Annotated in this window: 34 protein-coding genes; 30 read left to right on the top strand and 4 right to left on the bottom strand. The window is 55.0% G+C overall.

Going from position 1 to position 26,257, the window contains the following annotated elements; genetic code table 11:
* From EV102420_RS20135 to EV102420_RS20130, 3 genes are all read left to right on the top strand, one after another.
* Positions 1-571: recombination protein NinG (locus EV102420_RS20135; protein ID WP_042395863.1), on the top strand; the 571-nt coding region annotated here is incomplete at its 5' end.
* Complete coding sequence (locus EV102420_RS22950; protein ID WP_072015329.1) at positions 568-771, top strand: Lar family restriction alleviation protein; 204 nt, start codon at positions 568-570, stop codon at positions 769-771. The genes EV102420_RS20135 and EV102420_RS22950, both read left to right, overlap by 4 nt.
* 101 nt (positions 772-872) lie before the next feature.
* A complete protein-coding gene (locus tag EV102420_RS20130) occupies positions 873-1,520 on the top strand; it encodes a hypothetical protein (RefSeq protein ID WP_042395860.1) in 648 nt (215 codons plus the stop codon).
* Positions 1,521-1,686: 166 nt separating this feature from the next.
* Here EV102420_RS20130 and EV102420_RS20125 read toward each other — a convergent pair whose 3' ends face one another.
* On the bottom strand, positions 1,687-1,884 hold the full coding sequence (locus tag EV102420_RS20125; protein ID WP_042395858.1) for a hypothetical protein: 198 nt from the start codon (positions 1,882-1,884) through the stop codon (positions 1,687-1,689).
* Between the two features lie 172 nt (positions 1,885-2,056).
* Between EV102420_RS20125 and EV102420_RS20120 the strand changes: the two genes are divergently transcribed.
* The 4 genes from EV102420_RS20120 (at position 2,057) to EV102420_RS20105 (ending at position 3,734) form a co-directional block, all read left to right on the top strand.
* Complete coding sequence (locus tag EV102420_RS20120) at positions 2,057-2,296, top strand: class II holin family protein (RefSeq protein ID WP_042395855.1); 240 nt, start codon at positions 2,057-2,059, stop codon at positions 2,294-2,296.
* Between the two features lie 6 nt (positions 2,297-2,302).
* Positions 2,303-2,800, top strand: coding sequence for a lysozyme (locus EV102420_RS20115; protein WP_042395878.1), 498 nt, complete (start codon positions 2,303-2,305; stop codon positions 2,798-2,800).
* Positions 2,790-3,155: a hypothetical protein gene (locus EV102420_RS20110; protein WP_042395851.1), complete on the top strand. Its 366-nt coding sequence runs from the start codon at positions 2,790-2,792 to the stop codon at positions 3,153-3,155. Before EV102420_RS20115 ends, EV102420_RS20110 begins: the two co-directional genes overlap by 11 nt.
* Positions 3,156-3,497: 342 nt before the next feature.
* Positions 3,498-3,734, top strand: coding sequence for a hypothetical protein (locus EV102420_RS20105; RefSeq protein WP_042395849.1), 237 nt, complete (start codon positions 3,498-3,500; stop codon positions 3,732-3,734).
* 56 nt (positions 3,735-3,790) lie between these two features.
* On the opposite strand, the gene EV102420_RS20100 is transcribed toward EV102420_RS20105, so the two are convergent.
* A complete protein-coding gene (locus EV102420_RS20100) occupies positions 3,791-4,216 on the bottom strand; it encodes a hypothetical protein (RefSeq protein ID WP_052512394.1) in 426 nt (141 codons plus the stop codon).
* Between the two features lie 159 nt (positions 4,217-4,375).
* Here EV102420_RS20100 and EV102420_RS20095 point away from each other — a divergent pair, with 159 nt between their 5' ends.
* The gene (locus tag EV102420_RS20095; RefSeq protein WP_042395847.1) at positions 4,376-4,564 is read left to right on the top strand and encodes a hypothetical protein; all 189 of its coding nucleotides are present in this window, start codon (positions 4,376-4,378) and stop codon (positions 4,562-4,564) included.
* Between the two features lie 39 nt (positions 4,565-4,603).
* Here EV102420_RS20095 and EV102420_RS20090 read toward each other — a convergent pair whose 3' ends face one another.
* On the bottom strand, positions 4,604-4,999 hold the full coding sequence (locus EV102420_RS20090; RefSeq protein WP_042395844.1) for a hypothetical protein: 396 nt from the start codon (positions 4,997-4,999) through the stop codon (positions 4,604-4,606).
* A gap of 480 nt (positions 5,000-5,479) precedes the next feature.
* Positions 5,480-5,905, bottom strand: coding sequence for a DUF6530 family protein (locus EV102420_RS20085; RefSeq protein ID WP_042395842.1), 426 nt, complete (start codon positions 5,903-5,905; stop codon positions 5,480-5,482).
* A gap of 104 nt (positions 5,906-6,009) precedes the next feature.
* Here EV102420_RS20085 and EV102420_RS20080 point away from each other — a divergent pair, with 104 nt between their 5' ends.
* The 22 genes from EV102420_RS20080 to EV102420_RS19975 all read left to right on the top strand — a co-directional run.
* On the top strand, positions 6,010-7,017 hold the full coding sequence (locus EV102420_RS20080; RefSeq protein WP_042395839.1) for a terminase small subunit: 1,008 nt from the start codon (positions 6,010-6,012) through the stop codon (positions 7,015-7,017).
* On the top strand, positions 6,992-8,302 hold the full coding sequence (locus EV102420_RS20075; RefSeq protein ID WP_042395837.1) for a terminase large subunit domain-containing protein: 1,311 nt from the start codon (positions 6,992-6,994) through the stop codon (positions 8,300-8,302). Before EV102420_RS20080 ends, EV102420_RS20075 begins: the two co-directional genes overlap by 26 nt.
* 2 nt (positions 8,303-8,304) lie before the next feature.
* Positions 8,305-9,711 carry a DUF4055 domain-containing protein gene (locus tag EV102420_RS20070; protein WP_042395834.1) on the top strand — a complete coding sequence of 469 codons (1,407 nt, stop codon included), beginning with the start codon at positions 8,305-8,307 and terminating at the stop codon, positions 9,709-9,711.
* Entirely contained in the window at positions 9,695-10,780 is a 1,086-nt protein-coding gene (locus tag EV102420_RS20065) for a structural protein (RefSeq protein WP_042395832.1), read from the top strand. Before EV102420_RS20070 ends, EV102420_RS20065 begins: the two co-directional genes overlap by 17 nt.
* 122 nt (positions 10,781-10,902) lie before the next feature.
* Positions 10,903-11,655 carry a DUF6651 domain-containing protein gene (locus tag EV102420_RS20060; RefSeq protein WP_042395830.1) on the top strand — a complete coding sequence of 251 codons (753 nt, stop codon included), beginning with the start codon at positions 10,903-10,905 and terminating at the stop codon, positions 11,653-11,655.
* Between the two features lie 88 nt (positions 11,656-11,743).
* Positions 11,744-12,880 (top strand): major capsid protein, encoded by a 1,137-nt coding sequence (locus tag EV102420_RS20055; protein ID WP_042395827.1) that lies wholly within the window; start codon positions 11,744-11,746, stop codon positions 12,878-12,880.
* Between the two features lie 39 nt (positions 12,881-12,919).
* Complete coding sequence (locus EV102420_RS20050) at positions 12,920-13,141, top strand: hypothetical protein (RefSeq protein ID WP_042395824.1); 222 nt, start codon at positions 12,920-12,922, stop codon at positions 13,139-13,141.
* 2 nt (positions 13,142-13,143) lie between these two features.
* Positions 13,144-13,626, top strand: a complete 483-nt coding sequence (locus EV102420_RS20045; protein ID WP_042395822.1) for a DnaT-like ssDNA-binding protein — start codon at positions 13,144-13,146, stop codon at positions 13,624-13,626.
* Position 13,627: 1 nt separating this feature from the next.
* A complete protein-coding gene (locus tag EV102420_RS20040; RefSeq protein WP_042395819.1) occupies positions 13,628-13,978 on the top strand; it encodes a hypothetical protein in 351 nt (116 codons plus the stop codon).
* 1 nt (position 13,979) lies between these two features.
* Entirely contained in the window at positions 13,980-14,588 is a 609-nt protein-coding gene (locus EV102420_RS20035) for a hypothetical protein (RefSeq protein WP_042395817.1), read from the top strand.
* Positions 14,560-14,970, top strand: coding sequence for a phage tail terminator-like protein (locus tag EV102420_RS20030; RefSeq protein ID WP_042395814.1), 411 nt, complete (start codon positions 14,560-14,562; stop codon positions 14,968-14,970). Before EV102420_RS20035 ends, EV102420_RS20030 begins: the two co-directional genes overlap by 29 nt.
* Positions 14,971-15,019: 49 nt before the next feature.
* Complete coding sequence (locus EV102420_RS20025; RefSeq protein WP_042395811.1) at positions 15,020-15,697, top strand: phage tail protein; 678 nt, start codon at positions 15,020-15,022, stop codon at positions 15,695-15,697.
* Between the two features lie 50 nt (positions 15,698-15,747).
* Positions 15,748-16,059, top strand: coding sequence for a phage tail assembly chaperone (locus EV102420_RS20020; protein WP_042395808.1), 312 nt, complete (start codon positions 15,748-15,750; stop codon positions 16,057-16,059).
* On the top strand, positions 16,056-16,370 hold the full coding sequence (locus tag EV102420_RS20015) for a DUF1799 domain-containing protein (RefSeq protein WP_032611784.1): 315 nt from the start codon (positions 16,056-16,058) through the stop codon (positions 16,368-16,370). The genes EV102420_RS20020 and EV102420_RS20015 overlap by 4 nt, the downstream gene beginning before the upstream one ends.
* Positions 16,370-19,960, top strand: coding sequence for a phage tail tape measure protein (locus EV102420_RS20010; RefSeq protein ID WP_052512393.1), 3,591 nt, complete (start codon positions 16,370-16,372; stop codon positions 19,958-19,960). Before EV102420_RS20015 ends, EV102420_RS20010 begins: the two co-directional genes overlap by 1 nt.
* A gap of 32 nt (positions 19,961-19,992) precedes the next feature.
* Positions 19,993-20,343: a phage tail protein gene (locus tag EV102420_RS20005; protein ID WP_042395803.1), complete on the top strand. Its 351-nt coding sequence runs from the start codon at positions 19,993-19,995 to the stop codon at positions 20,341-20,343.
* On the top strand, positions 20,343-21,113 hold the full coding sequence (locus EV102420_RS20000; protein WP_042395799.1) for a phage minor tail protein L: 771 nt from the start codon (positions 20,343-20,345) through the stop codon (positions 21,111-21,113). Before EV102420_RS20005 ends, EV102420_RS20000 begins: the two co-directional genes overlap by 1 nt.
* A 9-nt stretch (positions 21,114-21,122) precedes the next feature.
* A complete protein-coding gene (locus tag EV102420_RS19995) occupies positions 21,123-21,854 on the top strand; it encodes a C40 family peptidase (RefSeq protein WP_042395796.1) in 732 nt (243 codons plus the stop codon).
* Positions 21,842-22,435 (top strand): tail assembly protein, encoded by a 594-nt coding sequence (locus EV102420_RS19990; RefSeq protein WP_042395794.1) that lies wholly within the window; start codon positions 21,842-21,844, stop codon positions 22,433-22,435. Before EV102420_RS19995 ends, EV102420_RS19990 begins: the two co-directional genes overlap by 13 nt.
* Before the next feature lie 93 nt (positions 22,436-22,528).
* Positions 22,529-22,813: a hypothetical protein gene (locus tag EV102420_RS19985; RefSeq protein WP_042395791.1), complete on the top strand. Its 285-nt coding sequence runs from the start codon at positions 22,529-22,531 to the stop codon at positions 22,811-22,813.
* An 88-nt stretch (positions 22,814-22,901) separates the two neighbouring features.
* Positions 22,902-23,315, top strand: coding sequence for a putative periplasmic lipoprotein (locus tag EV102420_RS19980; RefSeq protein ID WP_042395787.1), 414 nt, complete (start codon positions 22,902-22,904; stop codon positions 23,313-23,315).
* A 142-nt stretch (positions 23,316-23,457) separates the two neighbouring features.
* Positions 23,458-26,257: TipJ family phage tail tip protein (locus EV102420_RS19975; protein WP_042395868.1), on the top strand; the 2,800-nt coding region annotated here is incomplete at its 3' end.

Genomic DNA, 26,257 nt, shown 5'->3' with positions numbered 1-26,257 from the left:
CGACGGGCAGGTCGTCTGCAGTTACGAATGCGCTACCGTAGTAGCCAAAGAGCAGACAGCAAAGAACCGGGCCGAAGCGCAGCGCAAGGAAGCGAAGCGTCAGCGGGAAGAGGAGAAAGCTGGTCGCCAGCGCCGCCGGGAGAGGCGTGTAGCGTTGAAAACGAAAACGCAGTGGAAGAGCGAGGCCCAGAACGCATTCAATCGCTACGTGCGTCTGCGTGACGCCGGAAAGCCGTGTATCAGCTGTGGCCGTCTCCCTGCGCAGAAATATGGCGGAACTATGGACTGTGGGCATTACCGTACCCGTGGTGCAGCCGGGCACCTGGCTTTTAATCTGCACAACACCGCAGCCCAGTGCGTCCAGTGTAACCGTGACCGAGCTGGTGCCCAAAAAGCGTTTGAAAATGGTCTGATTCAGCGGATCGGGCCAGAAAAGGTCGAAGCCTTGAACAATAACAATGCTGTCCGCAAGTTCGACATCCCATACCTGCAGCGCATCAAAGCCATCTTCACCCGTAAAGCCCGCACGCTGGAGACTCGCCGCGCTCGTCAACAGGAGCACGCAGCATGAAGCCCCAGATTTTCGACCTCAAATTGCCACATTGGGCATCGCTTCTGGCTTGTCCGTTCTGCGGGGCAGGGGCTGAGCTGGTATCAGATGGTGATGGTGTATATGCCGGTTGCTCGAATAGGTCATGCCTGATTAAACCGATCACTGATACCTACTCAACAAAGCGGGATGCAATCCGTGCATGGAACAGGAGGCCATAAGTGGAATCAGAGCGGATCGGCATTATCCGGGCGCGCTGGCAGCGCTTCAGCAACTACAGCCGCCAGGCGGTGCAGGAAAAAATTAAAGCAGGGGAAAATGCATGAGCAGTAATGAAGGGTTTCTGGCATTGCCGCTATTCACGCGTGAAGCGGAACTGCGACGGGTGTGGTGCAAAGGTAAAAAGACCATCACACCTTCGCAGCGCGTATGGGTGCGTTACATGCTGACGGTCTGGGGTTCTGTCATGGGTGGCAGTGAAGATCCAAGGGGGCCGGCAAACGTCATTGGCAGGTTAATGGTAAGAACCCGGTGGGATGATGGCACAGCCGATCGTATTGTCGCCATCGTGAACCGTCTGCACGAAGAGGGGTTACGGGGTACTGAGCTCTTCACCAAAGCCAGGGATTACGTGCTGCCAGCTTCGTCAGCGGCAAACCTGCTGGCGCAGGCGGAGCAGGAAGATGACGCGAAGTTTATCGAGTCGCTGATGGTGAAGTGTTTCCGGCGGGGCAGTCCGATGCAGACCGTTGCAGTGCTTCGCTATTGTGGTCATCAGTCGGTACAGGGCTGCGCACGGGAGCTGGTGCGTCGGACCGGATGCGATATTCAGTGGGCGCGTAAGCGCATCGAGTGGTGCGAGAAGGTATTGGAGGAAGAAATCTATTATGCAGTAAGGCGAGAGCAGGAGGCTGATTTGGCTTCCGAGAAAGAGATGGGAGAAAATACTTCTAAAAATATTGCATTTTGAGAAATTGAGTTGTAGATTTTATGTCATGCTCGGGATGCTTACGCGAACTGAGCCACAGATTTCGAAAGAAGCCCGCCACCGAGCGGGTTTTTTTATGTCCCGCGCCACGCTCGGCGCATTTCAACCATAGACCCTTTCAGAGGTGAGCCTTTGGTTAGTTTGCTGTTTAATTAGAAGTATCTATTACCCACTTTAAAGCTGATTCATAAAGCAAAATTTCTTCTACCGAAGCACTGCTTTCATAGATAGCCACATACTTATTTGTGAGAAATTTGATAAGCAATTCTTTGCTTATTTCTTGCTCCGGGTCTGACTGGAAGATGTCAATGACAGCTCTCCCGATAATCCAGTCTTCATCATTCATGCCAATTCCAGTATGAGAAAAAGGCATCATGACCCTATTCCTACTGTATTGACAGGATTATCACGAAATAAGTCTCTGTGTTCCTTTGAAAATCAGAAGAGCAGGCGTGAATTCTTATGCCTGAAACCCTTTTTACTACTCCCAGCACCCCGACCCATCGGAGGTGAGAGATATGTCCCATATGAGCAAACTCGTAACCGGTGTCGCGCTCGGCACGTCCGGCGGCACAATCCTGAACGGTGTTCTGACAAAGCTAAGCCCTGATGAATGGAGCGCCGTCGGTGTACTGGCTGGTATCGCGGGCATCATCATAACCGGGCTGGTTAACTGGTACTTTAAGCGCAAGGTAACGAACGCCCAGGTAAAAGCGCTGGAAAAGTACGGCCCCGCTGTCAAAGTTGGAGATGATTAAATGCCAATGACCAGCCGCCTGCGTAACAAACTCATCGCCGCCGCTGGTGGTGGTGCAATGCTGCTCGCTTCCCTGTTTCTCGGCGGGCAGGATGGCGTCGAAGGGCGCAAGTATGTGCCCTATAAAGACGTCGCCGGGGTGTGGACTGTCTGCGATGGCCATACGGGCCGGGATATCGTGAAAGGGAAGACCTACACCGATCGCGAGTGTGACAACCTGTTGTGGAAAGACCTTCAGCCAACCAAGAAGACGGTTGATAGTCTGGTCAAAGCCCCGCTAAACGAGTATCAGCGCGCCGCCCTCTACAGCTTCGTCTTTAACGTTGGCTCTGACGCGTTTTCAAAGTCCACTCTGCTGCGCAAACTGAACAAAGGCGATCATGCCGGAGCGTGCGAAGAGATGCGCCGCTGGGTTTACGCTGGTGGCATGAAGTGGAAGGGCCTCCAGAACCGGCGCGAGATGGAGCGTAGCTTGTGCCTGGCGGAGACCAAACATGACCTTTAGCCTTCGAACAGTTCTGCTGATCGCTATCGTAGTCATGCTGCTTGGTGTTGGCTATGGCGAGCTACGTTACCGAAATGGATGGTACGCCTACGCCGACCACATCAACGCTCTGGCCGCCGATAAGAAAGCCAAAGCAGAGAAGGCGATTCAGCCGGTCGAGCAGAAGGCCGCGCAGGCCAGCGACGAAGGCCGGATCATCTACCGAACCATAACCCGCGACGTGGTGAAATATGTCCAGGATCCGAATCGTACTGTGTGCCAGTTTGACGATGCTGCTGTGCAGCTGCGCCAGCGTGCCATCGACGCTGCCAACTCCATCAGCGGATTTGATGCAGGAACCGTGCAAGGGAAGTGATGCTGGAAAGGACAGCGACGCGGATCTGCAATCAGACATCGAGACATCGCAATGCCTGCGCCAACTTCGGCTGGATAAGTACCGCTGGCAGGCCTGGTATAACGCAGTGCAATAAAAAAAGCCCTTAGAAACAGGAAACCCAGAGTGTTTCTAAGGGGTGCAAATGCACAATCGTTACAATACTAAGCATGCTGATTTTAATGATTTTTGCACTGAGATTTAGCCGGAAAGCATTTTTACAGGACAGGGGAATGTGTCATGGCTCAAAAACTGCCCCCAGCACTGTACTCATTGTCGATACAATGAACTATCCTGACCGCGACTAATTACAGCGGAGGGGATATGAAACAGCCTGTGGATCCGAATAAGGTGGTCGTCTGGCAGTTAGAGTTCCGGTTCTCAACCAAGGATGTATCGCTCGTACACGGCACCCACTTCATCCAGGCGCTGCAGAACGAACCCGCCCACCAGCTCTATGACCGGTTCTTTGATGAGATCGATATTGAGCTCAGGGCCGAACATGGCGATTACCAGCTGAGGAGCTGCAACATCCGGCCTGCAATTGTGAAAGAAGACTGACCGCCTCCGGGCGGTTTTTTATGGTGGGGCATGCATATCAAGCCAGCCATACTCAATTACTCTTTATCATCCAAAAGGTCCATCGCGCTGCTATCTAGATCTTTTAAGATACTTTCAACATGAGTATTGAATCCCTTAAATTTGATAACCCGTTTAGTGATTTTTCTACCTTGCCCATTAAGTCCAAACGAGACTTTTTCGGTCGAGGCTTTCGCACCTAAATCAGCTGATGCAGAGCCGTCATAAAACTCTTCTATTTCAACTTCTTCAGCTGCGAGAATCCTTCGAGCTATCGAAAGTTCTTGCTGAACCTTTGCCTGAGACTGAAAAACTAATGATTGTAGTTCTGCCTTTTGGGCTTCATCTGTCAGTTGCGCCGGTGTCTGGGCCGAGTCAGTTGATTTTTTACTGAATGTTTCAATAGCTTTCTTGACTGCTAGTTCAATCACTAAGCCTGTTGCACCACTATAAAGTCCTAACATAGAGTTTTCCTATATTGAAGGGAATGAAAGAGGTTATCGACTTGAGTAGTGAAAAACTTAATCTAATTTTTACATTTTTTGTGTACAAAACCGAACCATCTTACCGCTTTTCCAAGCTACTCGCCCTGTTCCGGGGCTGTGATAATCAGAGGGTATTCAATGACTTCACCCATTATGAAGTATTTCGCTTATGAGAACTTACCAGCGAACCTGCAGGAGGTTAGCAAGCCTATCGGCGAACTGGCCCAGCAGATGGAAGCAAATTTACCGGACGGAGCTGAGAAATCAGCAGGCCTGCGTAAGTTACTCGAAGCTAAAGATGCGCTGATTCGCGCTAAGCTCGGCTAAGGCATTACAGCAGGCACTCACTGAGTACCTGCGATAATGCTAAGCAATAAGGCTCCCAGCCAAAATGCATAAATGCGGCCAAATAGGAGTAAGAACCGTGACATGATCTGACAGCGATGATATTAGTTTCATGTAGGTGCTTGTCGCGCTTTCTTTAGTCGGAGCCGTTTCTATTTCCTTAAGCTTAATGTTGATATCGTTTTGTAATTTCTCATCTAATTTAATTTTTGATAATAGAATCTGAGTTTCTTTTATCACCTTAAGTGCTTGTAAACCGATGATATTTATGGAATTAAATGTCGTATTGTAGGCCTCATCCATAATAATGCCATTTCCGTAACCAATAACATCTACGTTTGAGAATGTATTCCCATAACTTTTACCAATAGAAATGCCGGTAGAACTCTCATGCTTGTCATTTTTGTCTTTGTTCATTTGTTATCCGCCTTTATCAACTTGATTTTGAAAAATCATTAAAAGCCTAAGGCTTCTGAGTTTCACTTATTTTCCATTCAGATCGAGATCTTACGCAGGCTTCAACACTAAAGGATTCATAAAAAAGCCACCAACGTCCGCTGCGGGGGTTATGCGCTTCGCACTCGCACCAAAGAGAGTCTTTCAGCCTTAAGCCTAGAGATCCGCTTCTCTCGGGCGGCTGGCGTAGAAGTAAAACACTACTTTACCGCAGACGACAGAAAGGGCGAAGTGGTAGAAGCATTGACAAACGCGCAAGGCAGAATGACCGCCGGAAAAGGAGAGGTTAAGCGGCGCACGCGGCACTGTAAAGTTATGATGGAAAGCCTTCAATCTTTTAGCCATCAGTGAATGCTGATGGCATTGTTATCAATTCAATATGCGATTTGATTATTACTTCGCGCATTAGAAATTGACGATAAACGAGACGATGGTGTCATGCTAATTTATGTCTAAGTCTTTGATGATTTCAGCTATTATTTTCAACCTTTCCTTGAGCTTAGGATCTAAATCAGCAAATTTGTGGGCTAAAAAATCTTGATGTTGATGTAGTTGCTGATTGCCCAAAGCTGATTCAATTTTGAAGCCATTAGGTAAGTTAGTGATTTTTTTTCCATCAAATTCCGCCTTAACAGCACAAATCAAGATTGTTAAATCTAAAACACGATGTAGTGGAAGCTCTTCGGATTGACGAGACCATCTGTCATCAGGTTTGCGCCAAATTTTAGCTGATGCATCAGGTCCCCATTGGGCGACACCTATGCTAAGTCCCTTGGCATCAGAGTTGCCTGCATATGGTCCATCGATCTGATCGTAATTTTCTACTACGTATACGGGTTGATGCTTTAAGTGAGTTGGTATCGACATAACGTTTCCTCTGCATTAACAAAACCACTTTTCCTTATACTTACTAACACTAGTAAAATTACTAATTTTAGTAAACCCAGTAAATAAGTATTTTGGAGTTCCATATGGCAAAACCGGACTGGGGCGAGCTACAGCATCGGTTCCTGTCCGATCATGCCAGCACCGGCATTTCTCCCAAAGATTGGTGTGAAGCGCAGGGACTGAACTACGCAACCGCCCGTCGTCATATCAAAAAGCCCGCTGCGCAAAGTGCGCAAAAATCTGCGCAGAAGAAAGTGCGCAATGCGCAGAAGGAAAAGGACGTTAATGCGCTGGTGGAAAGTGACGGACTGACAACCCAGCAGCGTATCTTTGTGGCGGAATACCTTAAAGACCGCAACGCCACCCAGGCCGCCATACGTGCCGGGTACAGTGCGAAGACTGCCGAGCAAATTGGTTATCAGCTCCTTCAGAAAACTTCAGTTGCCGCTGCTATTGCGCAGCAGCAGAAAGCCTCCCTTGTGCGCACGCTGGCAAGTGCCGATGAGGTGCTGGCGCAGATATGGCAGCTCGCCAATTTCGATGCAAACGAGCTTTCCCAGTACCGCCGGGGATCCTGCCGCTACTGTCATGGCTTCGGCCATAACTATCAGTGGCGTGACATGGTGGAGTTTGAAGAGCATCGGCTAAAAGCGATCGAGAAAAAGGGTAAAGAGCCAGTAGACGTCGGCGGTTACGGCTATGACCACAACCGGGAACCTAACCCGGCATGCCCGCGCTGCAATGGTGATGGCATAGGCCAGCCGTATTTCGCTGATACCCGTAAGCTGCCGCCTGTCTCCCGCCTGGCTTATTCCGGCATCAAGCTCGGCAAGAACGGCGTTGAGATCACCGCTATCAGCCGGGAGCGGATGTATGAAGCCGTGATGAAGCGGCTTGGCCTGGCCGACAGTGAGTTTGCACAGCAGCTGCAGCAGATCGAAATAGAGCGCCGCCAGCTCGAGGTGGAAAAACTCCGTAAAGAGCTGGCGGCCGATCCGGAAAATGAAATACCGATGCCCGTGGCAATTAACATCAACGTCGCGGATGCTCGCGTAAGGAAAGACGATGACGGGGATATCGCCGACCCTTAACGTACCGCAGGCGCAGTTTCTGGCGATGCCGCATAAGTTCAAGGCCTACGTGGCAGGCTTCGGATCCGGTAAGACGTGGGTGGGCTGTGGTGGCATCTGCAAGGGGATGTGGGAACATCCCAGAATCAACCAGGGCTACTTCGCGCCGACCTATCCTCAGATCCGCGACATTTTCTACCCGACGGTGGAAGAGGTGGCGTTTGACTGGGGCATGAAGGTCAAAATTAACGAGGGCAACAAAGAAGTCCATTTCTACGCCGGGCGGCAGTACCGGGGAACCACTATTTGCCGCTCAATGGAGAAGCCGGGCACTATCGTCGGTTTCAAAATCGGTAATGCGCTGGTGGATGAACTGGATGTCATGCCAGCAAAGAAAGCGCAGCAGGCCTGGCGAAAAATCATCGCCCGTATGCGTTATAAAGTCGCTGGCCTGCGTAACGGCATAGACGTCACCACCACGCCAGAGGGTTTTAAGTTCGTTTACCAGCAGTTTGTGAAGGCGGTACGCGATAAGCCATCACTGGCGACACTGTACGGGCTGGTGCAGGCCTCCACGTTTGATAACGAAGCGAACCTGCCTGATGACTATATTCCGTCGCTGCTGGCGAGCTACCCGCCGGAACTGATCAAGGCGTATCTGCGTGGACAGTTCACCAACCTGATAAGCGGAACCATTTATCACCAGTTCGATCGCCGGCTGAATGACTGTGAAGAGGTGGAGCAGCCCGGCGAGCCGCTTTATATCGGCATGGACTTCAACGTTGGCAAAATGGCCGGGATCGTTCACGTGCTCCGCCTGGGCCTGCCATGCGCGGTGACGGAAATCATCAATGCCTACGACACGCCGGACATCATCCGCATCATCAAAGAGCGGTTCTGGCTGTACGACGGCAATGATTACCGCAAGGTACGCGAAATCTATATCTATCCGGACGCCTCCGGAGATTCCCGCAAATCCAGTAATGCCAGCGCCACGGACATAGCCCAGCTTAAACAGGCTGGCTTCAACGTGGTGGTAAATGCCAGCAACCCACCGGTTAAAGATCGTATTAACTCCATGAACGCCATGTTCTGCAACGGCAATGGCGAACGGCGCTATAAGGTCAACGTGAAGCGTTGCCCGGTGTATACCGAGTCGCTTGAACAGCAGGTGTGGGACGAAAAGACGGGCGAGCCGGATAAGAAATCAGATAACGATCACCCCAACGATGCGGGCGGCTATTTCGTCGTGAAGCAGTTCCCGATCCTCAAGCCAACCGGCAAAGTAACCAAACTTCGGATGTGACCATGCCAGATATTTCAACACCCAATCTCGACTACAACAACATGGTCGAGGCGTGGGACATCAACGATGCGCTGATGGGCGGCACGCTCTATATGCGCCAGCTCGGCGAGGCCCATATGCCGCGCTGGCCGAACGAAGATAAAGAGGATTATAAAAAGCGCCTCGCCGTCGCGACGCTGCTGCCTGCCTACGAAGAGACCATTAACCAGAACATAGGGCGGGTATTCGCACAGCCAGTGGTACTGAGCGAGAAGACACCCGAACAGGTTAAGGCGCTCGCCCCCAATATTGACCTGGAGGGCATGCGGCTTGATGTCTGGGCGCAGGCGTTCTTTGGCATCGCATTTCAGTACGGACTGGCGCATGCGCTGGTGGATTATCCCCGCGTGGATGCGGAGCAGATCAGGACAAAGGCCGACGAACAGGCCAGCGGCGCACGCCCCTATGTCACGATGCTGAACCCCCGGCAGGTTATCGGCTGGAAATCCAAAACCGCTGGTGGCAAGGTGGTGCTGACCAATCTGCGTATTAAAGAGGTGGTGGTCGTTGATGGCGACGACTTCGGCCAGACTAAGGTAGAGCAGATCCGCCATATCCTGCCCGGCAAAGTCGAGATATACCGGCGCAAAAAAAGTGAAGGCGGAGAGGAAACCTGGCAGATCCATGAAGAGTGGGCTACCTCGCGCAACGATATCCCGCTGGTGACGCTCTATACGAAGCGCACCGGCTTTATGCGCGGTTCGCCCCCTTTGCTGAACCTTGCGCTACTGAATATCAAGCACTGGCAGAGCCAGAGCGAGCAGGACAACATTCTGCACGTTGCCCGCGTGCCACTGCTGGTAGTCTATGGTCTGGAAGGCGGGCAGGAGCTGACGATTGGTTCATCCTCGGCTACCCAGTTTACTGACCGTACCAAGCAGGGGCTGGAATACGTAGAGCATACCGGTTCGGCTATCGGCGCCGGGAAAACCTCGCTGGAAGATCTAGAAAACCAGATGCGCCAGGCCGGTGCCAAACTGCTGCGCCCGGAAAATACCTCCACCAAATCGGTTGAGCAGACCAGCGAAGAGCGTATGCAGGAGCATTCCCCGCTCTACACCATGGCGAACTCCCTTGAAGACGCCCTGGATAATATCCTGCAGATCATGGCCGAATGGCTCGGTTTGAGTGACGGCGGCAACGTTGACGTCCGCACTGAGCTGGATGTGTCGGAGCAGTCCATCAATGCACCTGCAGCGCTGGCCGTCCAGTCACTGCGCCAGGGCGGCGATATCCGCCGTATCGATGCGGTACGTGCACTGCAGTCGCTCAAAATCATTGATCCGGATGCGAAGCCAGAAGAGATCATCGATGAGCTGAACAACCAGGACCCGACATTTACAGGTAACGGCAATGGCAACGGTCAATGACAGGCTGCGCGATGAAGCGATAGCCCATACCCTCTGGATCAGCCGCTACAGCACCGGCGTCGCAAACCGCATGGTAAAGCTGCTGAACGACAGCGACGCAGAACTCACCGCACGGCTGCTGGTGGCGATGGACAGCCTGCCCACCAGCCGTTTCACTGTAGGCCGTCTTGAAAGCCTGCTTGGCAGCGTACGCGAGCTTAACCAGCAGGCCATTGCGGGTATGCAGACCAGCCTGGCCGATGAACTCCTCCAGCTGGCCGGGCAGCAGACGGGCTATCAGTTAAGTCTGTTTGACTCACTGCTGCCGCAGCAGGTCAAGGAGCGGTACCCGCTTCAGGGCATCTCGCCGGAGATGGTACACGCAGCAGCTATGGCGCAACCCTTCCAGGGCCGCCTGCTGAGTGAGTGGGCCGACAATCTGGAAGCCGACCGTATGGCGCGTATCACTAACACTGTGCGCCGGGGGTATCTGCTGGGAGACACGACAGAGGTAATTGCCCGGAAGGTGCGCGGGCACGCTAACAAAGGTTTTCAGGATGGCGCCCTGCAGGTCAGCCGGGCCAATGCTTCCAGCATTACCAAAACGGCGGTTAACCACCTGGCGGCCACGGCGCGGGCCAGCTTTGCGGATGCCAACGGCGATATTCTGAAGGGGAAGCAGTGGCTCTCCACGCTGGATAATAAAACCACGCACACCTGCATCATTCGCGATCGCCTGCGCTATACCCTGGATAACAAGCCCATCGGCCATAAGGTACCGTACCTGCAGGGGCCGGGCCGCATTCACTTCTGCTGCCGCTCCACGGAGACGCTGATCACCAAATCGTGGCGTGAGCTCGGGATCGACATCGATGAGATGACGCCGGGCACCCGCGCCAGCATGGATGGTCAGGTGCCGGAAGACACAACCTATCTTGACTGGCTGGCACGACAGCCTCCCCACAGACAGGACGAGATACTCGGCCCCGAACGGGCAGGACTTTACCGTGACGGGAAGGTACAACTCAGCGAAATGTATACGGACCGGGGCGAATGGATAAGCCTGGCGCAACTTAAAGCACTCAGCTGATACAAACCTCTTAACTATGGCTGCCTTCGGGTGGCCTTTTTTATGCCTGCCGTTTAGCGGATGCGACACGGCGCCGGATCGGATGATCCATTAACCAGCGGCCGGAAGGCCCGGAGAAAACCATGAAATTGAAGCTTGATGCGAACGGTCACGTTGTCGTTGAAAACGGTATGCCGGTTTATATCCATGATGACGGCAAAGAAATCGCATTCGACGCAGCGCAGGCCGTCAGCAAAATTACCTCGCTGAACGGCGAGGCCCGGTCTCATCGTGAAGCCAAAGAAGCCGCAGAGACTAAGCTTGCGGCGTTCGCCAATATCAGCGATCCGGCAAAAGCACTCGAGGCGCTGGAGATGATGACCAAAATCGACCAGAAGAAGCTGATCGACGCGGGCGCGGTTGACCAGGTTAAAGCCGAGATCACCAAGTCATTCCAGGCGCAGCTGGACGAGGCCACTGGTAAAAATCAGCAGCTGGAGCAGCAGCTCTATGGCGAGATGATCGGCGGCCGCTTTGCCGGGTCGAAGTTCATCACCGACAAGATGGCGATCCCTTCTGACTTCGTGCAGGCGCGCTTCGGCCAGGCGTTCAAAATCGAAGACGGCAAGGTTGTCGCGTATGACGGGCAGGGCAACAAGGTCTACTCCCGGGCCAAACCCGGCGAGCTGGCCGAGTTTGATGAAGCGCTTGAGTTCCTCGTTGAGCAGTACCCCCAGAAGGATCACATCCTGAAGGCGTCCGGCAACAGCGGTGGCGGCTCTCATCAGTCCCAGCACCAGGCCGGGCAGAAAACCATGAAGCGTGCAGCGTTTGATGCGCTGGATCAGACCGGCAAACAGGGCGCGCTCAAAGACGGTATCACTATCGTCGATTAACCCCTTTGCCGCGTTCCGGATGGTGCGCGGCGCCAGAGCTGGATAGCTCACTATCACCCCTAACTAACTCCCTTCAAGGAATAAAGAAATGTCCAACACCCTTACTGGGTTGATCCCGACTATCTACACCGCTCTGGATGTGGTTTCCCGCGAACAGGTGGGCTTCATTCCCGCCGTCGCGCGCAATGCCAAGGCTGATGCGGCGGCGAAAGGCCAGACGGTTACCGCGCCGGTGGCACCGATCGCCACGACCGTTGATATCACTCCGGGTCCTACAGCACCAAACGACGGTGACCAGAACATCGGTAACGTTAACGTCACCATCACCAAGTCAAAGATGGCCCCGGTGAAATGGAACGGCGAAGAGCAGCTGGCAATCGGTCCGTCCGGTACCTACAACACCATTCTGGCCGACCAGTTTAAGCAGGCCTTCCGCGCGCTGACGAACGAAGTTGATTCAGATCTGGGGGCGCTGTACTACGCATCATCCCGCGCCGTCGGCACGGCTGGTACCACGCCTTTTGGTATCAAAGAAGACCTGTCCGATGCTGCGCTGGCACGCCAGGTGCTGGAGGATAACGGCGCGCCGACAACTGACCTGCAGATGGTGCTTGGCTCTTCTGCCACCGCTAATCTGCGCGGTAAGCAAACCGTACTGTTCAAGGCAAATGAAGCCGGTACTGATGCGCTACTGCGCGAGGGCATCATTGGCCGACTGGAAGGCTTCAACCTGCATAACTCTGCAGGCGTTAAGCGCGTCGCTGGTGGCGCAGGCGCAGGTTATCTGGTGAACGGTGCCAAACAGGCGGGTGACATCATCATCGCGATCGATACCGGCACGGGCGGTATTGCTCAGGGCAGCGTGGTGACGTTTGCGGGTGACGACAACAAATACGTTGTGGCCGCAGCGACCACCACCACGATCACCCTGGCGGCACCGGGTCTGCGCCAGAACCTGGCGGATAATACCGCGGTCACCGTTGGCGGCGCATTTACGGCGAACATGGCGTTTGACCGTAACGCTTTCCTGCTGGCGGCGCGTACTCCGGCCATGCCTGAAGGCGGGGACTCTGCGGACGACGTTATGAACGTTACCGATCCGGTTTCAGGCCTCACCTTCCAGGTGGCGCTGTACCGTCAGTACCGTCAGGTGCGTTACGAAGTGGGTCTGGCGTGGGGCGTGGCGTCTGTTAAACCTGCCCACGCAGTGCTGCTGCTGGGTTAATCACACCGGGGCTACGGCCCCGCTTTACCGGAGGTCATTATGGCTGGATTAACTAAAGAGCAGCGGGCGCAGCGTGAGGCGGAACGGCTTGCAGCCGCAGGCGGCGGGCAGAACAATCCTGAGCAGGAGCAGGAGCAGGAGCAGGCACTTGTTATTATGCGCACGGAGTTCCCGGCATTCCCGGGCGCGCCGGATGAAGCCGATGTGCATCCTGATGAGGTCGAAAACTGGAAAGCAGCAGGCTGGATCGTTAAGGAGTAACCATGCTCACTACTGACCCGGCATCTCCGGAGTTTGACAGCTACGCCAGCGTTTCAGATCTGCAGGCGTTTGCCACCGCGCGCGGGTATGAGGTCCCGGCAGATGCCGCTGAATGTGAAAACCTGCTGGTGCAGGCTATGGATTTTCTGGCAGGGATCGACTGGCGAGGTTGCCGGGCAGATCCTGCCCAGCCGCAGGCATGGCCCCGGCGAGGGGTGATGGCTGATGGTGTGTCATTACCTGATTCCACCATCCCCCGGCAGCTGGTGCAGGCGCAATGCCGTCTCGCTATTGAGGCGCAAGAGATTGAGCTGATGCCGTCTTTCGATGCAGGTGGCGAGGTAGTGCAGGAGTCGGTTTCCGGCGCGGTGAGCGTGACGTATGCGCAGGGCAGTAGCAGAAGCTCCGCATCTTTCCCGTGGCTCAACAACATGCTGCGTGGGCTTGTGGGCAGTTCAAACCAGGTGCGCCTGGTGAGGGGGTGATGTGCCTGTTAACTACACCCGCATGAAAGCCACCAGCACGCGCCTGCTCACTGAGAACGGCGCGGCGTATCCGGTAAAGCGAAAGGGATCGGTAACGGTCACCAGCGGTGTTGAGCATCGCGAACCAGATAAGACCTTCACTGCCATCGGCGTGCGGACTGAGTATAAACCCGGCGAAATAGATGGCACGGTCATCATAAACGGCGACATGCGTATTGTGTTTACTGCTGATACCGAGCTGCGCACCGGTGACATGGTGGAGGTGGACGGCAAATGGTACCGCATTGAAAAGCCCAACCCGGTTAAGCCTGGCAAAGTGCTGCTGTGCTACCACGCTCAGTTGAGGGCATAACATGGCAGATAACCAGGCGTTTATGGTGTCCATCAATGCGTTCGTCAGCCAGGCAAAGGCGCGGCAGGAGGAAGTGGTGCGTGTGGTCAGCATCAAAATCCTGGCGCGGTTGGTGCAGATGTCGCCTGTCGGCAATCCCGAGCTGTGGGCGGTTAACCAGACGGCGTCGGCCTATAACGCGGCGGTCGCCGAGCACAACAGCCTGCTGCGGCAGAACCCGGACAACCTGACTAAGGCAGGGCGACTGCGGCCGGGTCGTAAGGTAAATGACAGCATGGACCTGAAGGCGCCGCCGGGCTATACGGGCGGGCGTTTTCGCGGTAACTGGCAGGTGTCATTTGACCAGCGGACAACGGGCGAGACAGGGCGCATCGATAAGGCTGGCCACGAGACGATCGCCGCAGGCAACCTGGTGCTGGAGCAGTTCAAAGTCGGTACCACGGCGGTCTATTTCTGCAACAACGTCCCGTATGCCTACCCGCTGGAGATGGGGCATTCGAGTCAGGCGCCTGGCGGCATGGTGCGCATCACCGCTGCCGAGTTCCAGCGATACTTCAGCGAGGCAGTCAGCGAGGTTAAAAATGATACCGGACATCACAACGGCGCTTGAGGCCATGCTGGGTCTGTGGGCAGACAGCGAGGGCGTGCCAGTGGCGTGGGATAACATTCAGTTCGACCCGCCAGGCGACGGGCTGTATCTGATTTCCCACGACATGCCCGCGCAGCCGTACAGCATTGATATGGCCGGCGGCTGCCGGGTCTACCCCGGCGTGTACCAGGTCACCGTCGTCGCGCCAGCGGGTGGCGGCAAATCACAGGCCAGAGCGCTGGCCCGCCTTGTCGCCGGGTTGTTCCCGGAGAACCAGGAGATCCCCGGCGACGGCTTTACCGCCTGGGTGACATCACCGCCTGCCATCTTCTCCGGCATACCGGACGGCGTGTCCTACTCCATCCCCGTCAGCATCAACTACCGGGCTGATATCTCAGCCTGATCATCCCCACCGGCTTTGCCGGTTTTTTATTTCTACATGGAGAATCCCTATGGGCTTCGCATTACCTAATGGCGCCACGGTATTCGTCGGCTCGAAACTCGCCACGCCTGTGGCAGTGACGGGCGTCAGCAATGCCGCAGGCGCTGTCTTTACCGTTGCAAACGGCCACGGCCTCGCTGTGGGCGATGTGGTGCTGGTTTCCAGTGGCTGGGCTCTTATTGACAGCCTGGTGGCCCGCGTCACGGCGCAGACGACCACCAGCGTGACGATCGGGGTGATCAACAGCACCGATACCAACTTCTTCCCGGCTGGCTCGGGTGCTGGTTCACTCAGCAAAGTAGCCGAGTGGACTGAAATCCCGCAGATCACCGAGGTTGCACAGTCCGGCGGCGACCAGCAGTACACGCAGATCCAGTTCCTTGCCGATGATCGCCAGCGCAATCTGGCGACTTACAAGGCGGCCAAATCGCAGACGTTCACCATGGCGCATGACTCCACGCTGCCCATCTATGCCGTGCTGTCAGCTGCTGACCGTTCCGGTGACACGCTGCCGCTGCGCATGTACGTACCGAAGGCAAAGGAGATGCGTTACTGGTCCGGAAAAGCTTCTTTTGACCCGCAGCCGACCACTGCCGTAAACAACGTCGAAACGGTACAGCCTGCGTTTGCTATCCAGTCCCGCGATATCACCTTCTACAAAGACGCCGCTCCGCAGGCGACTGCCTGATTCACCCTTTAACAGGCCCGTCAGCGGGCCTTCTTTCTGCCGAGGAACACATGGCCACTAAATTTCAGCTTCAGCCCAAACCCACTTTCAAAGCCGACGTTAAGATCCCGCGCGCGGGTGATGATGATGGCATGCTTACGTTTACTTTCCGCCACAAGCCGCTTAAGGAGCTGGCAGCGCTTGAGACGCTGGAAGGTAAGACCGCCATCGATTTTCTGCTGGAGATCACCGAGGGCTGGGCACTGCCGGACGCGTTCAGCCAGGAAAATCTTGAAGTGCTGCTGGACAACTATCCGGGTGCAATGAAAGCGATCGTCGGCACCTATTACCGCGAACTGACGGGTAATCGCGAAAAAAACTGATAGCGGTTGCCTCGGCGTTTTATACGCCTGAACCCTCCACCGAAGACCTGGCCGCGTTTGGCCTGAGTGCTGACGACTACACCGAAGAAGAACAGACCGTTGAGGTATGGCCGGACGTCTGGCCCGCGTTCGCTGTATTCCAGTCGATGGGCACCCAGTGGCGCACGGGTATGGGCGGCATCACCGGGCTGGATTACAACGTATTGCCCTGGCTGATGAAGCTGAACGGGGTGGAGGATGAGGCAACCGCGTTAACGGATATCCGCGTGATGGAAAGCGCGGCGCTGAAGATTGTCCATCAGGGGGCTTAATGTCTGATATTGCAACGATTTCGCTCCGGGTGAATACCGCCGAGCTGGAGCGCGGGAATAAGGCGCTGGACGATTTCCAGCAGACGGCTGGCGCCGCCGCAAATAAGGCCGATGATCTGAACTCGGTATTTCGCGCGGGTGCATCCGATCAGAAAAAGAATACCCAGAGCCTGAAAGAGCAGCAGCAGGAGCTGCAGAACCTGCTCAACAAAATCAGCCCTGTTAACCGTGCAATGAACGAACTGGAGACGCTACAGGCGTCGCTGACGGGCTTTCGCGGTAAGGGGCTGCTGGGTGATGAGGATTTTGGGCGTTTCAGTGCAGTGCTGGACACCACCCGTAATAAGCTCTTTCAGGTCATGGAAGCCGAGACTGCCGAAGGGCAGGGGCGGCAGAAGCTGGCTCAGGAGACTGAGCGCGCCAGCGTGGCGCAGAATGCTTTCCTGAAAAGCCTGGCAGATCAGGCCGCCACCTTCCGGGCCTCCAGGTCCGACGCCCTTGAATACAAAGCGGCGCTGATGGGTATGTCAGAGGAAGCCGCTCCGCTTATCCAGCAGATCCGCCAGCGGGAATTGTCCATTGCCAGCGAAGCCGAGCAGAACAGGCTGGCTGCGCAGGAGCTGCGGGAAAAGCAAACCGCTGAACGGCAGGCGGCTGCCGAGGCATCGCGCCTGCAGTCGCAGAATGACAATTTTGTGGAGTCGCTGCGTAACCAGGCACAGGCCATCGGTAAGTCCCGTGCTGAGTTGCTGGAGCTCAAAGCGGCGCAGTTCGGCCTGCAGCAGGAGACCGCACCCTATATTGCGGTGCTGAAGGACCAGGAAGCCGCAACAGTCCGGGATGCCGCGAATAAACGGGTTGCTGCCCAGCAGGCCCGTATTATGAAACAGGCTATTGCGGAACTGGAGGCCGCAGAGCGGGCTGAGGCTGCTGAAGCGCAGCGGGCCCAGGCTGTCCGTGATTCGTTCACCCGCGCGCTGGAAGAACAGGCCGCGGCGATCGGCAAAACCCGGAGCGAACTGCTGGAGATGAAGGCTGCGCAGCTGGGTGTTTCGCAGCAGGCCGCACCGTTTATTGCGAAGCTGCGAGAGCAAGAAATCATGATGAACGGCGGGCGGGTCAGCGCGGGGCAGTATCAGCAGGCACTGCGCCAGCTGCCGTCGCAGATTACTGATGTGGTGACGTCGCTCGCATCGGGCATGCCCGTCTGGTTGGTTGCCATCCAGCAGGGCGGTCAGATCAAAGACTCGTTCGGTGGCATTGGCAATACACTTAAGGCGCTTGGCAATATGATTACCCCAGCACGGCTGGCGTTAGGTGCTCTTGCTACTGCGGGTGCGCTGGTGGCTTATCAGTTTTACAGAACTGGGCAGCAGGCAGAGGATTTACGCAAGTCTCTGGCACTTACCAATAGTTTTTCTGGAATGACGGCCAATTCGATGATGCGCACACTGGAGGCGGCAAGTGCGGCAGGCATTTCTTATTCCAGTGCTTCCGATGCGCTCAACAGCTTAGTGAAAGCAGGTGTCCCCGCAGGTGCTAACTTTGAGCAGCTAACGGTGGCTGTATCGAAATTTGCCAAAGAGTCAGGCGTATCGCTGGATGAGCTTGCAAAGGACTTCGAAGCGATCGCAAACGATCCGTCAAAAGGCATCCTGGCGCTTAACGAGAAATATCATTTCCTTACTGCTGTGCAGTATGAGCACATTAATGCGCTTCAGGAAGAAGGCAAATATACAGAGGCGCTAGCCGCAGCGAATGAAGCAGCTGCCGACGGCATGAACAATGCCGCCAGCAATATGAAAGAGTCGCTAGGCACTGTTTCCAGCATCATTCGTGGCCTGACTGATATGGCAAAGGGGATGTGGGATGCTATCGAAGGTATTGGGCGGACTCCATCTGATAATGAAGCCTTAAAGACTCTCACAACCAGACGCGACAGCATTCAGGTGCAAATCTCAAATTCTGAGAGAACTGGTTATAACCGTGGTAATGGCAAGCTGGATGAATGGCGCAAGGAATTGAACATCCTTAATGCCCAGATTAATGCTTTTACTTTGGCCGGTGACATTCAGATCGCCAAGGCAAAAGGTGTTAGTAGCGCACAAGAGCAACATAACCAAAATCTTAAAGATGCCATTGCCCTCCAGCAGGGATTAGATCAGGGTCTAACTAATCGCGAAAAACGCGAAAAGGCCATTAATGAACTTAACCGGCAGCGCATCAGAATGAATGCAGCTGCTGCCGCTGATCCGAAAAGTAATGTTGGAATGTCTGACTCGGAATACAAACAGCGTCTGGCTAACATCAACAACCAGTACAAGGACCCCAAAACGCCCAAGGCAAAAGGGGTAACAGTCGCTGCCGGCGATCGTGCTGAAGACTCTGCCCAGGCCGAACTGCTGGCCCTGCAGGCACAGCTGAAAACGCTGCAGGATCACCGCTCGGTCAATGACACCATCAGCCAGCAGCGCAAAGACCTTTATGCCACGCAGTCAAAATTCGACGTTCTGGAAGAGGCGGCCCGCACCCGGCAGTTGTCGAAGCAGGAGCAATCGCTGCTGGCCAGTAAAAATCAGGTTCTGGAGCTGGCGCGCCAGAAAGCACTGCTGGGTGACCAGATCACCGCCCAGGAGCAACTGAACAAGCGCATGGACACGGCCAGCAAATATTTCACACAGATGGCAGAAAAGCGGGCCGGGCTTGAGTCAGGCGCAACGATGAACGACAGGCTGGCAGGCCGCCAGACGGCGCTCTCTCAGCTGCGCAGTGGCTGGATTAATGCTGGCGGCAGCCTTGAGGATGAGGGGTACCAGAAAGAGCTTAAAGCCGCTAACGACTACTACGAAGCGGAGGATAGGCTTCGCGGTGACTGGCGGGCTGGCTTTAAAAAAGGGTGGTCCGAATACCTTGACTCAGCCACAAACGTCTATGCCTCCATGCAGAGCGTGGCGCAGTCAGCGCTGGGTGGCATCTCCGACATGATGACGAATCTGGTCACCACCGGCACAGCCAGCTTCAAAAGCTTTGCTGCTTCGATGATGAAGATGATCGCTGATGTCATCAACCGGTTGCTGGTGGCATACGCCGTGCAATCCGCGCTGGGATGGGTTACTGGAAGCGTCAGCAGTAGCGGTGGGAGCACGCCATCAGGTGCCTACACCAGCGCCGCTAACTCAGGCGTAAGCCTCTATGACTCTGGCGGCTATACCGGACCTGGCGGCAAATTTGAGCCTGCAGGCATCGTTCATAAAGACGAGTTTGTTTTCACCAAAGAGGCCACAGCCGCAATAGGCGTAGACAACCTCTATGCCATGATGCGCAGTGCTCAGGGTTACGCCAGCGGTGGGGTTGTCGGTCGCGCACCAATGCTCGGTCTTGGCAATAACGCAGGCGCGGGCAATACGGCACCGGTGATACAAACCACCGTACACGTCGATGCTAATGGCAATGCTTCAGCGCAATCAGAAGGCTATGGCGATGCAATGGGCCGGGCGCTGGCGGTGGAGATGCAGAACGCTGCCACTCAGGTAGTGCAGAAGCACATCAAGAACGGCGGACTGATTTATAACTTCGTCAAAGGCCGGTAGCCCACTCAGGTGGGCTTTTTTATGGAGTAAACATGGCAGTTGAAACCTACCGATGGCCTGTGCAGCTGGGCGGCGGTGCTATTGAGTACGATCAGGCGATCCGCTCTGCTCAGTTTGGCGATGGTTATGAGCAGGTCGCTGATAACGGCATTAACTCCACAGCCATACAGGTCCCGATGAAATATGTCGGCAAGGACTCTGAGGCTAACGAGATCCGCGCCTTCCTGCTTGCCCACACAGTCAAGGCGTTCATTATCACCCCGCCGGGAGAGGAGAAGGGCCTTTATCGCGTCGTTGCTAATTCGGTGCGTAAGAATCTCATCAGCAGCAACGTTGCGGAGCTGACGTTCACCATCAGGCGTGCATATGGAGTATTCGCATAATGGCTCTGGTCGATCAGGCTGCAAAACTGGCGCCCGGTGGCCGGGTGCGATTAATTAAGGTGGATGCGTCAGAATTTAGTGGCGGGATCCACCGCTTCCATTACAGCCCGTTCCCGCATACCCCTGAAGAAATTGACGCGGCGAACGGAGACGAAGATAAGCTCGGGCCAAAGCCCATTATCTGGGATGGGGAGGTCTACGAGTTCTGGCCGTTTCAGATGTCAGGCCTTGAGCTTTCGACAGACCAGGCGGCAGAGCCTGATCTCAGTGTGTCGAACCTGGACGGTCACATTACGGCGCTGTGTCTGCAGTTCCGGGATATGGTCAACGCGAAGGTGAGCATTATCGACACCTATGCCGTCTATCTCGATGCTGTGAACTTTCCGGGCGGTGTTAACCCGACCGCTGACCCGACAATGTTCTCTCTGCAGACCTTCTGGCTTGATACCAAAACCGCTGAGCATGACGAAACAGTGGCGTGGGCTATGAGCAGTCCGGCGGACCTGCAGGGGCTGGTAATACCCACCCGGCAGATCACCTCGCTGTGCGAGTGGGCGATGCGCGGCCAGTACCGCAGCGGCGATGGCTGTACCTACAACGGCACGGCGTATTTTGACGCCAAAGGCAATCCAGTTGCTGATCCGGCGCTGGATTCGTGCGGCGGCTGCCTGAGCGACTGCCGCAAGCGGTTTGGTGCTGGCCTGGCGGAACCCAATGCTGCAATCCTCGATTTCGGCGGCTACCCCAGCACGGTTCTGATTTCCCGATAAGGTTTCCCCATGAACAAAACCATAATGGCAGCAATCCGGGCTCACGCACTGGAGGAGTCGCCGCGAGAGTGCTGTGGCTTCGTTATTCAGGCAGGCCGCCGCCAGCGCTACGTCCCGGTACCGAACAGCCACGAAAACCCGACAGATCATTTCCGTATCGACGGCGAGCACTGGGCGAATGCCGAAGATACCGGCACGATTATCCGCGTCATTCACTCCCACCCCGGCGACGGGGCGCGGCCTATCCCGTCAGACCTGGACCGCCAGCAATGCAACCAGTGTGGCGTGGTCTGGGGCATTTATGCGCCCGACTGCGATGAATACGCGGAAATTACACCGGCAGTTGCACCCTTACTTGATCGCCCATTCATTCTCGGTTCTGACGACTGCTGGGGCCTGATAATGGACTGGCACGCCACCCAGGGCGTTACGCTTAATGATTTCCGCGTCGATTACCCCTGGTGGGAAAGCCAGTACCCGGACAACCTCTATTTCGACAACTGGGAGAAAGAGGGGTTCGTTGAGTGTGACCCGGAGCCTGGCTGTATGGTCATTATGCAGGTGCAGGCTGATAAGTGGAATCATGCCGGGATCATTACTGAAGGCGGTGAGTTGCTCCATCACCTTTATGGACATCATTCATGTACCACGCCATACGCTCGCGGCTACTTCAAAGACCGGACGATGATATGCGTCCGCCATAAAAACTTACCGAAGGAAATCAAACCATGGCGCGTTTAACAACTATTCGGCTGTATGGCGCTCTCGGCGCGCGGTTTGGCCGCGTTCACCGCCTGGCGGTCCAGACCTCAGCAGAAGCGGTAAAAGCCCTGTGCGTTAACTTTGATGGGCTGGAAAGCTATCTCATGAACGCCAAGAAAAATGGCATGGTCTTCGCCGTGTTCAGGGGTAAGCGCAACATTGGGGTGGAGGACTACCAGAGCCTTGGTGGCAATAACGACATTCGTATTGCGCCGGTAATGGAAGGGGCTAAAAAGGCAGGGGTGTTCCAGACCATTCTCGGCGCGGTAATGGTGGTCGCCGGGATAGCAATAGCCACTCTTAGCGAAGGAACTTTGGCGACTTTTGGTGCAGGGCTGGCAGCCGGAGGTATCGGCATGATGGCTGGTGGGATCTATCAAATGCTTTCACCTCAACCAAAAGGTCTTCAGAGCCGTGAGGATCCTGACAACAAGCCCTCATACGCCTTTGGCGGCGCTGTGAACACTATCGCCATGGGTAACCCGGTGCCGGTCCTTTACGGAGAGCGTGAGATCGGTGGAGCTATCATAAGCGCGGGCATCGTCGCCGAGGATATTTGATACTAATTATGCTTTAGAAATCGCTGCGAATTTTGTTTCAGTCCCTTACCCCTGTCAGGATTAATCCTGACTTTTACTGATGAGAGTAAGGATATGAAAAAGTTATCATTGGCTCTGATTTTGCTGCTTCCGATGCTTGCGAATGCACAAAAATCGAACTCTATTAGCACAATGAACCAGGCAGTTGACAGTGCTTGCGTAAACGACTCGAATTATAGAACTTGCCGGAAAGTGGTTTTATTAGCAGCCAATTTCGCAATGACAAATGCAGGGTTTTACACCGAAAATTGCATTGCAAATGTAAAAAATGAAGATAAGGCCAAATGCGCTGACGCAAAAAGACTGATTGATTTTCTTCAGGCTGAAAATGATGGATAGTCGCTACCCGATCTTCTATTGAGTTTTACATTGAACATCAAGATGAAGGCGTTTAGGATGTTTCCGATTTTTTAAAAGGAAACATGAAGTGAAGAAAATTTTAGGTCTTTTAGCTGGCTCCATCTTGTTATCTGGATGCGCCACTATTGTGGGTGATGATACACAGCTTGTTCAGGTAAACAGCGAACCAACCGGAGTACAGTTCCAGATTAAAGATGAAACTGGGGCTACTGTTGCTCAGGGTACAACGCCGCAGGGTGTTACATTGGCTAAATCTGATGGAAGCTATTTTGGTAAAAAGAGCTACCAGATTACCATGGGCAAAGATGGATTCTCCCCCGTAACCTTGCCTATTAAGGCAAGCGCTAATGGTTGGTACATAGGGGGAAATATTGTGTTTGGTGGTTTGATCGGTTGGCTTGCAGTCGATCCATTTAATGGCGGGATGTATACGTTAAAACCAAAGCAAGTTACTGCCGTAATGGTTCCACAGGCGCAGTAGCGTTGAAAGCCCACTCAGGTGGGCTTTTTACTTCCTTATTTAAAAAAACTCTGCAAAATTTTAAGGCCTTTCCTGACCCGCTTAACTGCGGTTTTTTTCAAACCAAATAACCCGCTTCGGCGGGTTTTTTTATGGACGCAATATGGCAACGATCACTGGTGCGAAGGGTGGCAAACAAAAGCAGCACACGCCTGTAGAACAGCCTGACAGTGCCCAGTCGATGGCGCGTTGTCGCATGCTGCTGGCGCTGGGTGAGGGGGAGTTCGCCGGTGGGTTGGATACCACACGCATTTACCTGGACGGCACGCCGCTGGGCAATGCTGACGGCAGCATGAACTTCGAAAATGTCTCCTGGGACTTTCGCCCGGGCACCCAGATGCAGGATCCTATCCCCGGCTTCCCGGCGGTGGAGAACGAAACCACCATTGGCGTATCACTGACGAACGCCACGCCTTGGACACGCGCATTAAGCAATACCCAGATTGACGCCGTGCTGGTCCGGATCGGTATCTCCGGCCTGCAGCAGCAGGAAAACGACGGCGATATTGTCGGCACCTCTGTCACCTACCATATCGATGTGGCCACTGATGGTGGCTCTTATGAAACGGCCATGACCAAGACGGTGACCGAAAAGCTCAGCTCGCTGTATGAACTCACTCACCGCATTAACCTGCCGAAGGCCAGCACGGGCTGGCAGATCCGCGTCGTGCGTGACACCGCCGACAGCACCAGCCAGCTGCTGCAGAACAAAACGCAGGTGCAGGCCATTACCGAGGTGATCGACGCCCGCCTGCGCTATCCGCACACCGCTCTGCTCTACGTCTCCTTTAACGCTAAAGCCTTCAGCAGCATCCCGAAAATTTCCTGCAAGCCGAAAGGCCGCATTATCCGCATCCCCTCGAACTACGATCTGATAGCGCGGACTTATACCGGCACATGGGATGGCACGTTTAAGTGGGGCTGGTCGAATAACCCGGCATGGATTTGGTTTGATGTCCTGACCGAGCCGCGCTTTGGCCTCGGTCGCCGCGTAACGCCGGATATGCTGGATAAGTGGGAGCTTTACCGCATCGCACAGCGTTGCGATCAGCTGGTTCCGGACGGTAAAGGGGGTAGCGCCACAGAGCCGCGCTTCATGTTCGACGTCTACATCCAGTCGCAGGCCGATGCCTGGCAGGTAATCAAGGATATCGCTGCAGGCTTTAACGGCATGACATTCTGGGGCAACAACATGTTTAACGTTGTCTCCGATATGCCAGTTGATACGTCGAAGCTGCAGATCCTCACCCGTGCCTCAGTGGTGGACAAACCTACGTACTCCAGCGGAAGCGAGAAGAACCGCTATTCCAGCGCGCTGATTAACTTCAGCGACCCGGATAACCACTATCAGGACCGCACCACGGCGGTGATGTTCCCTGACCTGGTGAAGCAGTTCAAGTTTAAGCAGACGCAAATAACGGCCATCGGCTGTACCCGTGAGAGCGAGGCGCAGCGGCGCGGAGGCTGGGCGGTGTATTCCAACTATCTTGACCGCATCATCACTGTTCAGACGGGGCTGGACGGCGTTGCCTTTATGCCAGGTACCGTGTTCGCCTTTGCAGATGAACGCGTTTCTGGCCGGGTATACGGCGGGCGCATAACAGATTATGACGCATCCATCCGGGCGGTCACCACTGACCGGGGCACCAGCGCGGTACCCGGTGATACGCTGATGATCCGCACGCAGGGCGGTACCGTTGAAAGTCGCATTATCCAGGCGGTAAACGGCAGTCAGCTGATTGTGTCCACCCCCTTCATCGGGGCGCCGGCGCCGGATGCGGTCTTTGTCATCGATGCAGGGCAGCTGCGCCTGCAGTATTTCCGGGTGACTAACCTCAGGTACAACGACGAGGAAAACACCTTCACCATTACCGGCGCTGAGTACAATACCTCCAAATATGATGCCGTGGATAATAATGCACGGCTGGATGTGCCGCCGATCAGTCTTATCCCCACCGGGCTGGTAAACCAGCCGACCAACATTACTGTGTCGGCCTATGACGCAGTGCGCCAGGGGCAGCGTGTGGCCACACTGGTAGCAACGTGGGATGCTCCACTGGATAAAAACGGCAAGCCTCAGGCTGACGTCATAGCCTACCGGGTGCAGTGGAAGCGAGGGGATAACGAGTGGATCAACGTCCCCGAGACAGGGCTCCGGAACATTGAGGTTCCCGGCATCTACGAGGGCGATTACCTGGTGCGCGTGCGCGCGATTAACTCCGGCGGTGCGTCCAGCCTCTGGGCTTCATCGGTACTGACGCATCTGAAAGGGCGTACTGGGGACGTTCCCAAGCCCGTCGGGCTGACCGCATCTGAAGATGTCGTGTTCGGGATTAATATCACATGGGGATTCCCGGCTGATACCGGCGACACGCTGAGCACAGAGCTGCAGTACAGCATTGCGGCAGACGGCTCAAATCCGATGCTGCTGGCGGCTGTGCCGTACCCGCAAAAAATCTACCAGCAGATGGGCTTAAAAGCCGGGCAGGAGTTCTGGTACCGGGCGCGGCTTGTGGATCGTATCGGTAACCAGTCAGGCTGGACCGACTGGGTGCGCGGACAGGCGAGCATTGACGTCTCTGATATCACCGACGCTATTCTGGAGCAGATCAAAGAGACGGATCTGTTCAAAGACCTTATTGAAAACGCCGTGGAGACCAGCCAGACCGTTGCGGATATGGCCGCCACCATTGCCGAAAATGCCGATCAGCTGGCGGCGGCCGTCGGCGCAACCAGGGAGACCGCCGAGGGAATTATCCAGAACGCTCTGGCCATCGCCGATGTGACATTCCGGCAGTCTGCCCAGCAGGGGGCGAACACTGCGCAGTTTGAGCAGCTGCGTCAGGTGATCGCCACCGAGACGGAGGCGCGGGTTACCGACGTTACCCGCCTTGAGGCATCGA

Source organism: Pseudescherichia vulneris NBRC 102420, from assembly GCF_000759795.1.
Classification (GTDB): Bacteria; Pseudomonadota; Gammaproteobacteria; order Enterobacterales; family Enterobacteriaceae; genus Pseudescherichia; species Pseudescherichia vulneris.
The sequence above is the reverse complement of the archived record's forward strand: the minus strand, read 5'-3'. Positions and strand labels throughout refer to the sequence as shown.

Excerpts from the sequence above, each read along its gene's own strand:
- EV102420_RS22950 (WP_072015329.1), top strand. The coding sequence starts at position 568 with ATGAAGCCCCAGATTTTCGACCTCAAATTGCCACATTGGGCATCGCTT.
- EV102420_RS20130 (WP_042395860.1), top strand. The coding sequence starts at position 873 with ATGAGCAGTAATGAAGGGTTTCTGGCATTGCCGCTATTCACGCGTGAA.
- EV102420_RS20125 (WP_042395858.1), bottom strand. The coding sequence starts at position 1,884 with ATGAATGATGAAGACTGGATTATCGGGAGAGCTGTCATTGACATCTTC.
- EV102420_RS20120 (WP_042395855.1), top strand. The coding sequence starts at position 2,057 with ATGTCCCATATGAGCAAACTCGTAACCGGTGTCGCGCTCGGCACGTCC.
- EV102420_RS20115 (WP_042395878.1), top strand. The coding sequence starts at position 2,303 with ATGACCAGCCGCCTGCGTAACAAACTCATCGCCGCCGCTGGTGGTGGT.
- EV102420_RS20110 (WP_042395851.1), top strand. The coding sequence starts at position 2,790 with ATGACCTTTAGCCTTCGAACAGTTCTGCTGATCGCTATCGTAGTCATG.
- EV102420_RS20105 (WP_042395849.1), top strand. The coding sequence starts at position 3,498 with ATGAAACAGCCTGTGGATCCGAATAAGGTGGTCGTCTGGCAGTTAGAG.
- EV102420_RS20100 (WP_052512394.1), bottom strand. The coding sequence starts at position 4,216 with ATGTTAGGACTTTATAGTGGTGCAACAGGCTTAGTGATTGAACTAGCA.
- EV102420_RS20095 (WP_042395847.1), top strand. The coding sequence starts at position 4,376 with ATGACTTCACCCATTATGAAGTATTTCGCTTATGAGAACTTACCAGCG.
- EV102420_RS20090 (WP_042395844.1), bottom strand. The coding sequence starts at position 4,999 with ATGAACAAAGACAAAAATGACAAGCATGAGAGTTCTACCGGCATTTCT.
- EV102420_RS20085 (WP_042395842.1), bottom strand. The coding sequence starts at position 5,905 with ATGTCGATACCAACTCACTTAAAGCATCAACCCGTATACGTAGTAGAA.
- EV102420_RS20080 (WP_042395839.1), top strand. The coding sequence starts at position 6,010 with ATGGCAAAACCGGACTGGGGCGAGCTACAGCATCGGTTCCTGTCCGAT.
- EV102420_RS20075 (WP_042395837.1), top strand. The coding sequence starts at position 6,992 with ATGACGGGGATATCGCCGACCCTTAACGTACCGCAGGCGCAGTTTCTG.
- EV102420_RS20070 (WP_042395834.1), top strand. The coding sequence starts at position 8,305 with ATGCCAGATATTTCAACACCCAATCTCGACTACAACAACATGGTCGAG.
- EV102420_RS20065 (WP_042395832.1), top strand. The coding sequence starts at position 9,695 with ATGGCAACGGTCAATGACAGGCTGCGCGATGAAGCGATAGCCCATACC.
- EV102420_RS20060 (WP_042395830.1), top strand. The coding sequence starts at position 10,903 with ATGAAATTGAAGCTTGATGCGAACGGTCACGTTGTCGTTGAAAACGGT.
- EV102420_RS20055 (WP_042395827.1), top strand. The coding sequence starts at position 11,744 with ATGTCCAACACCCTTACTGGGTTGATCCCGACTATCTACACCGCTCTG.
- EV102420_RS20050 (WP_042395824.1), top strand. The coding sequence starts at position 12,920 with ATGGCTGGATTAACTAAAGAGCAGCGGGCGCAGCGTGAGGCGGAACGG.
- EV102420_RS20045 (WP_042395822.1), top strand. The coding sequence starts at position 13,144 with ATGCTCACTACTGACCCGGCATCTCCGGAGTTTGACAGCTACGCCAGC.
- EV102420_RS20035 (WP_042395817.1), top strand. The coding sequence starts at position 13,980 with ATGGCAGATAACCAGGCGTTTATGGTGTCCATCAATGCGTTCGTCAGC.
- EV102420_RS20030 (WP_042395814.1), top strand. The coding sequence starts at position 14,560 with ATGATACCGGACATCACAACGGCGCTTGAGGCCATGCTGGGTCTGTGG.
- EV102420_RS20025 (WP_042395811.1), top strand. The coding sequence starts at position 15,020 with ATGGGCTTCGCATTACCTAATGGCGCCACGGTATTCGTCGGCTCGAAA.
- EV102420_RS20020 (WP_042395808.1), top strand. The coding sequence starts at position 15,748 with ATGGCCACTAAATTTCAGCTTCAGCCCAAACCCACTTTCAAAGCCGAC.
- EV102420_RS20010 (WP_052512393.1), top strand. The coding sequence starts at position 16,370 with ATGTCTGATATTGCAACGATTTCGCTCCGGGTGAATACCGCCGAGCTG.
- EV102420_RS20005 (WP_042395803.1), top strand. The coding sequence starts at position 19,993 with ATGGCAGTTGAAACCTACCGATGGCCTGTGCAGCTGGGCGGCGGTGCT.
- EV102420_RS20000 (WP_042395799.1), top strand. The coding sequence starts at position 20,343 with ATGGCTCTGGTCGATCAGGCTGCAAAACTGGCGCCCGGTGGCCGGGTG.
- EV102420_RS19995 (WP_042395796.1), top strand. The coding sequence starts at position 21,123 with ATGAACAAAACCATAATGGCAGCAATCCGGGCTCACGCACTGGAGGAG.
- EV102420_RS19990 (WP_042395794.1), top strand. The coding sequence starts at position 21,842 with ATGGCGCGTTTAACAACTATTCGGCTGTATGGCGCTCTCGGCGCGCGG.
- EV102420_RS19985 (WP_042395791.1), top strand. The coding sequence starts at position 22,529 with ATGAAAAAGTTATCATTGGCTCTGATTTTGCTGCTTCCGATGCTTGCG.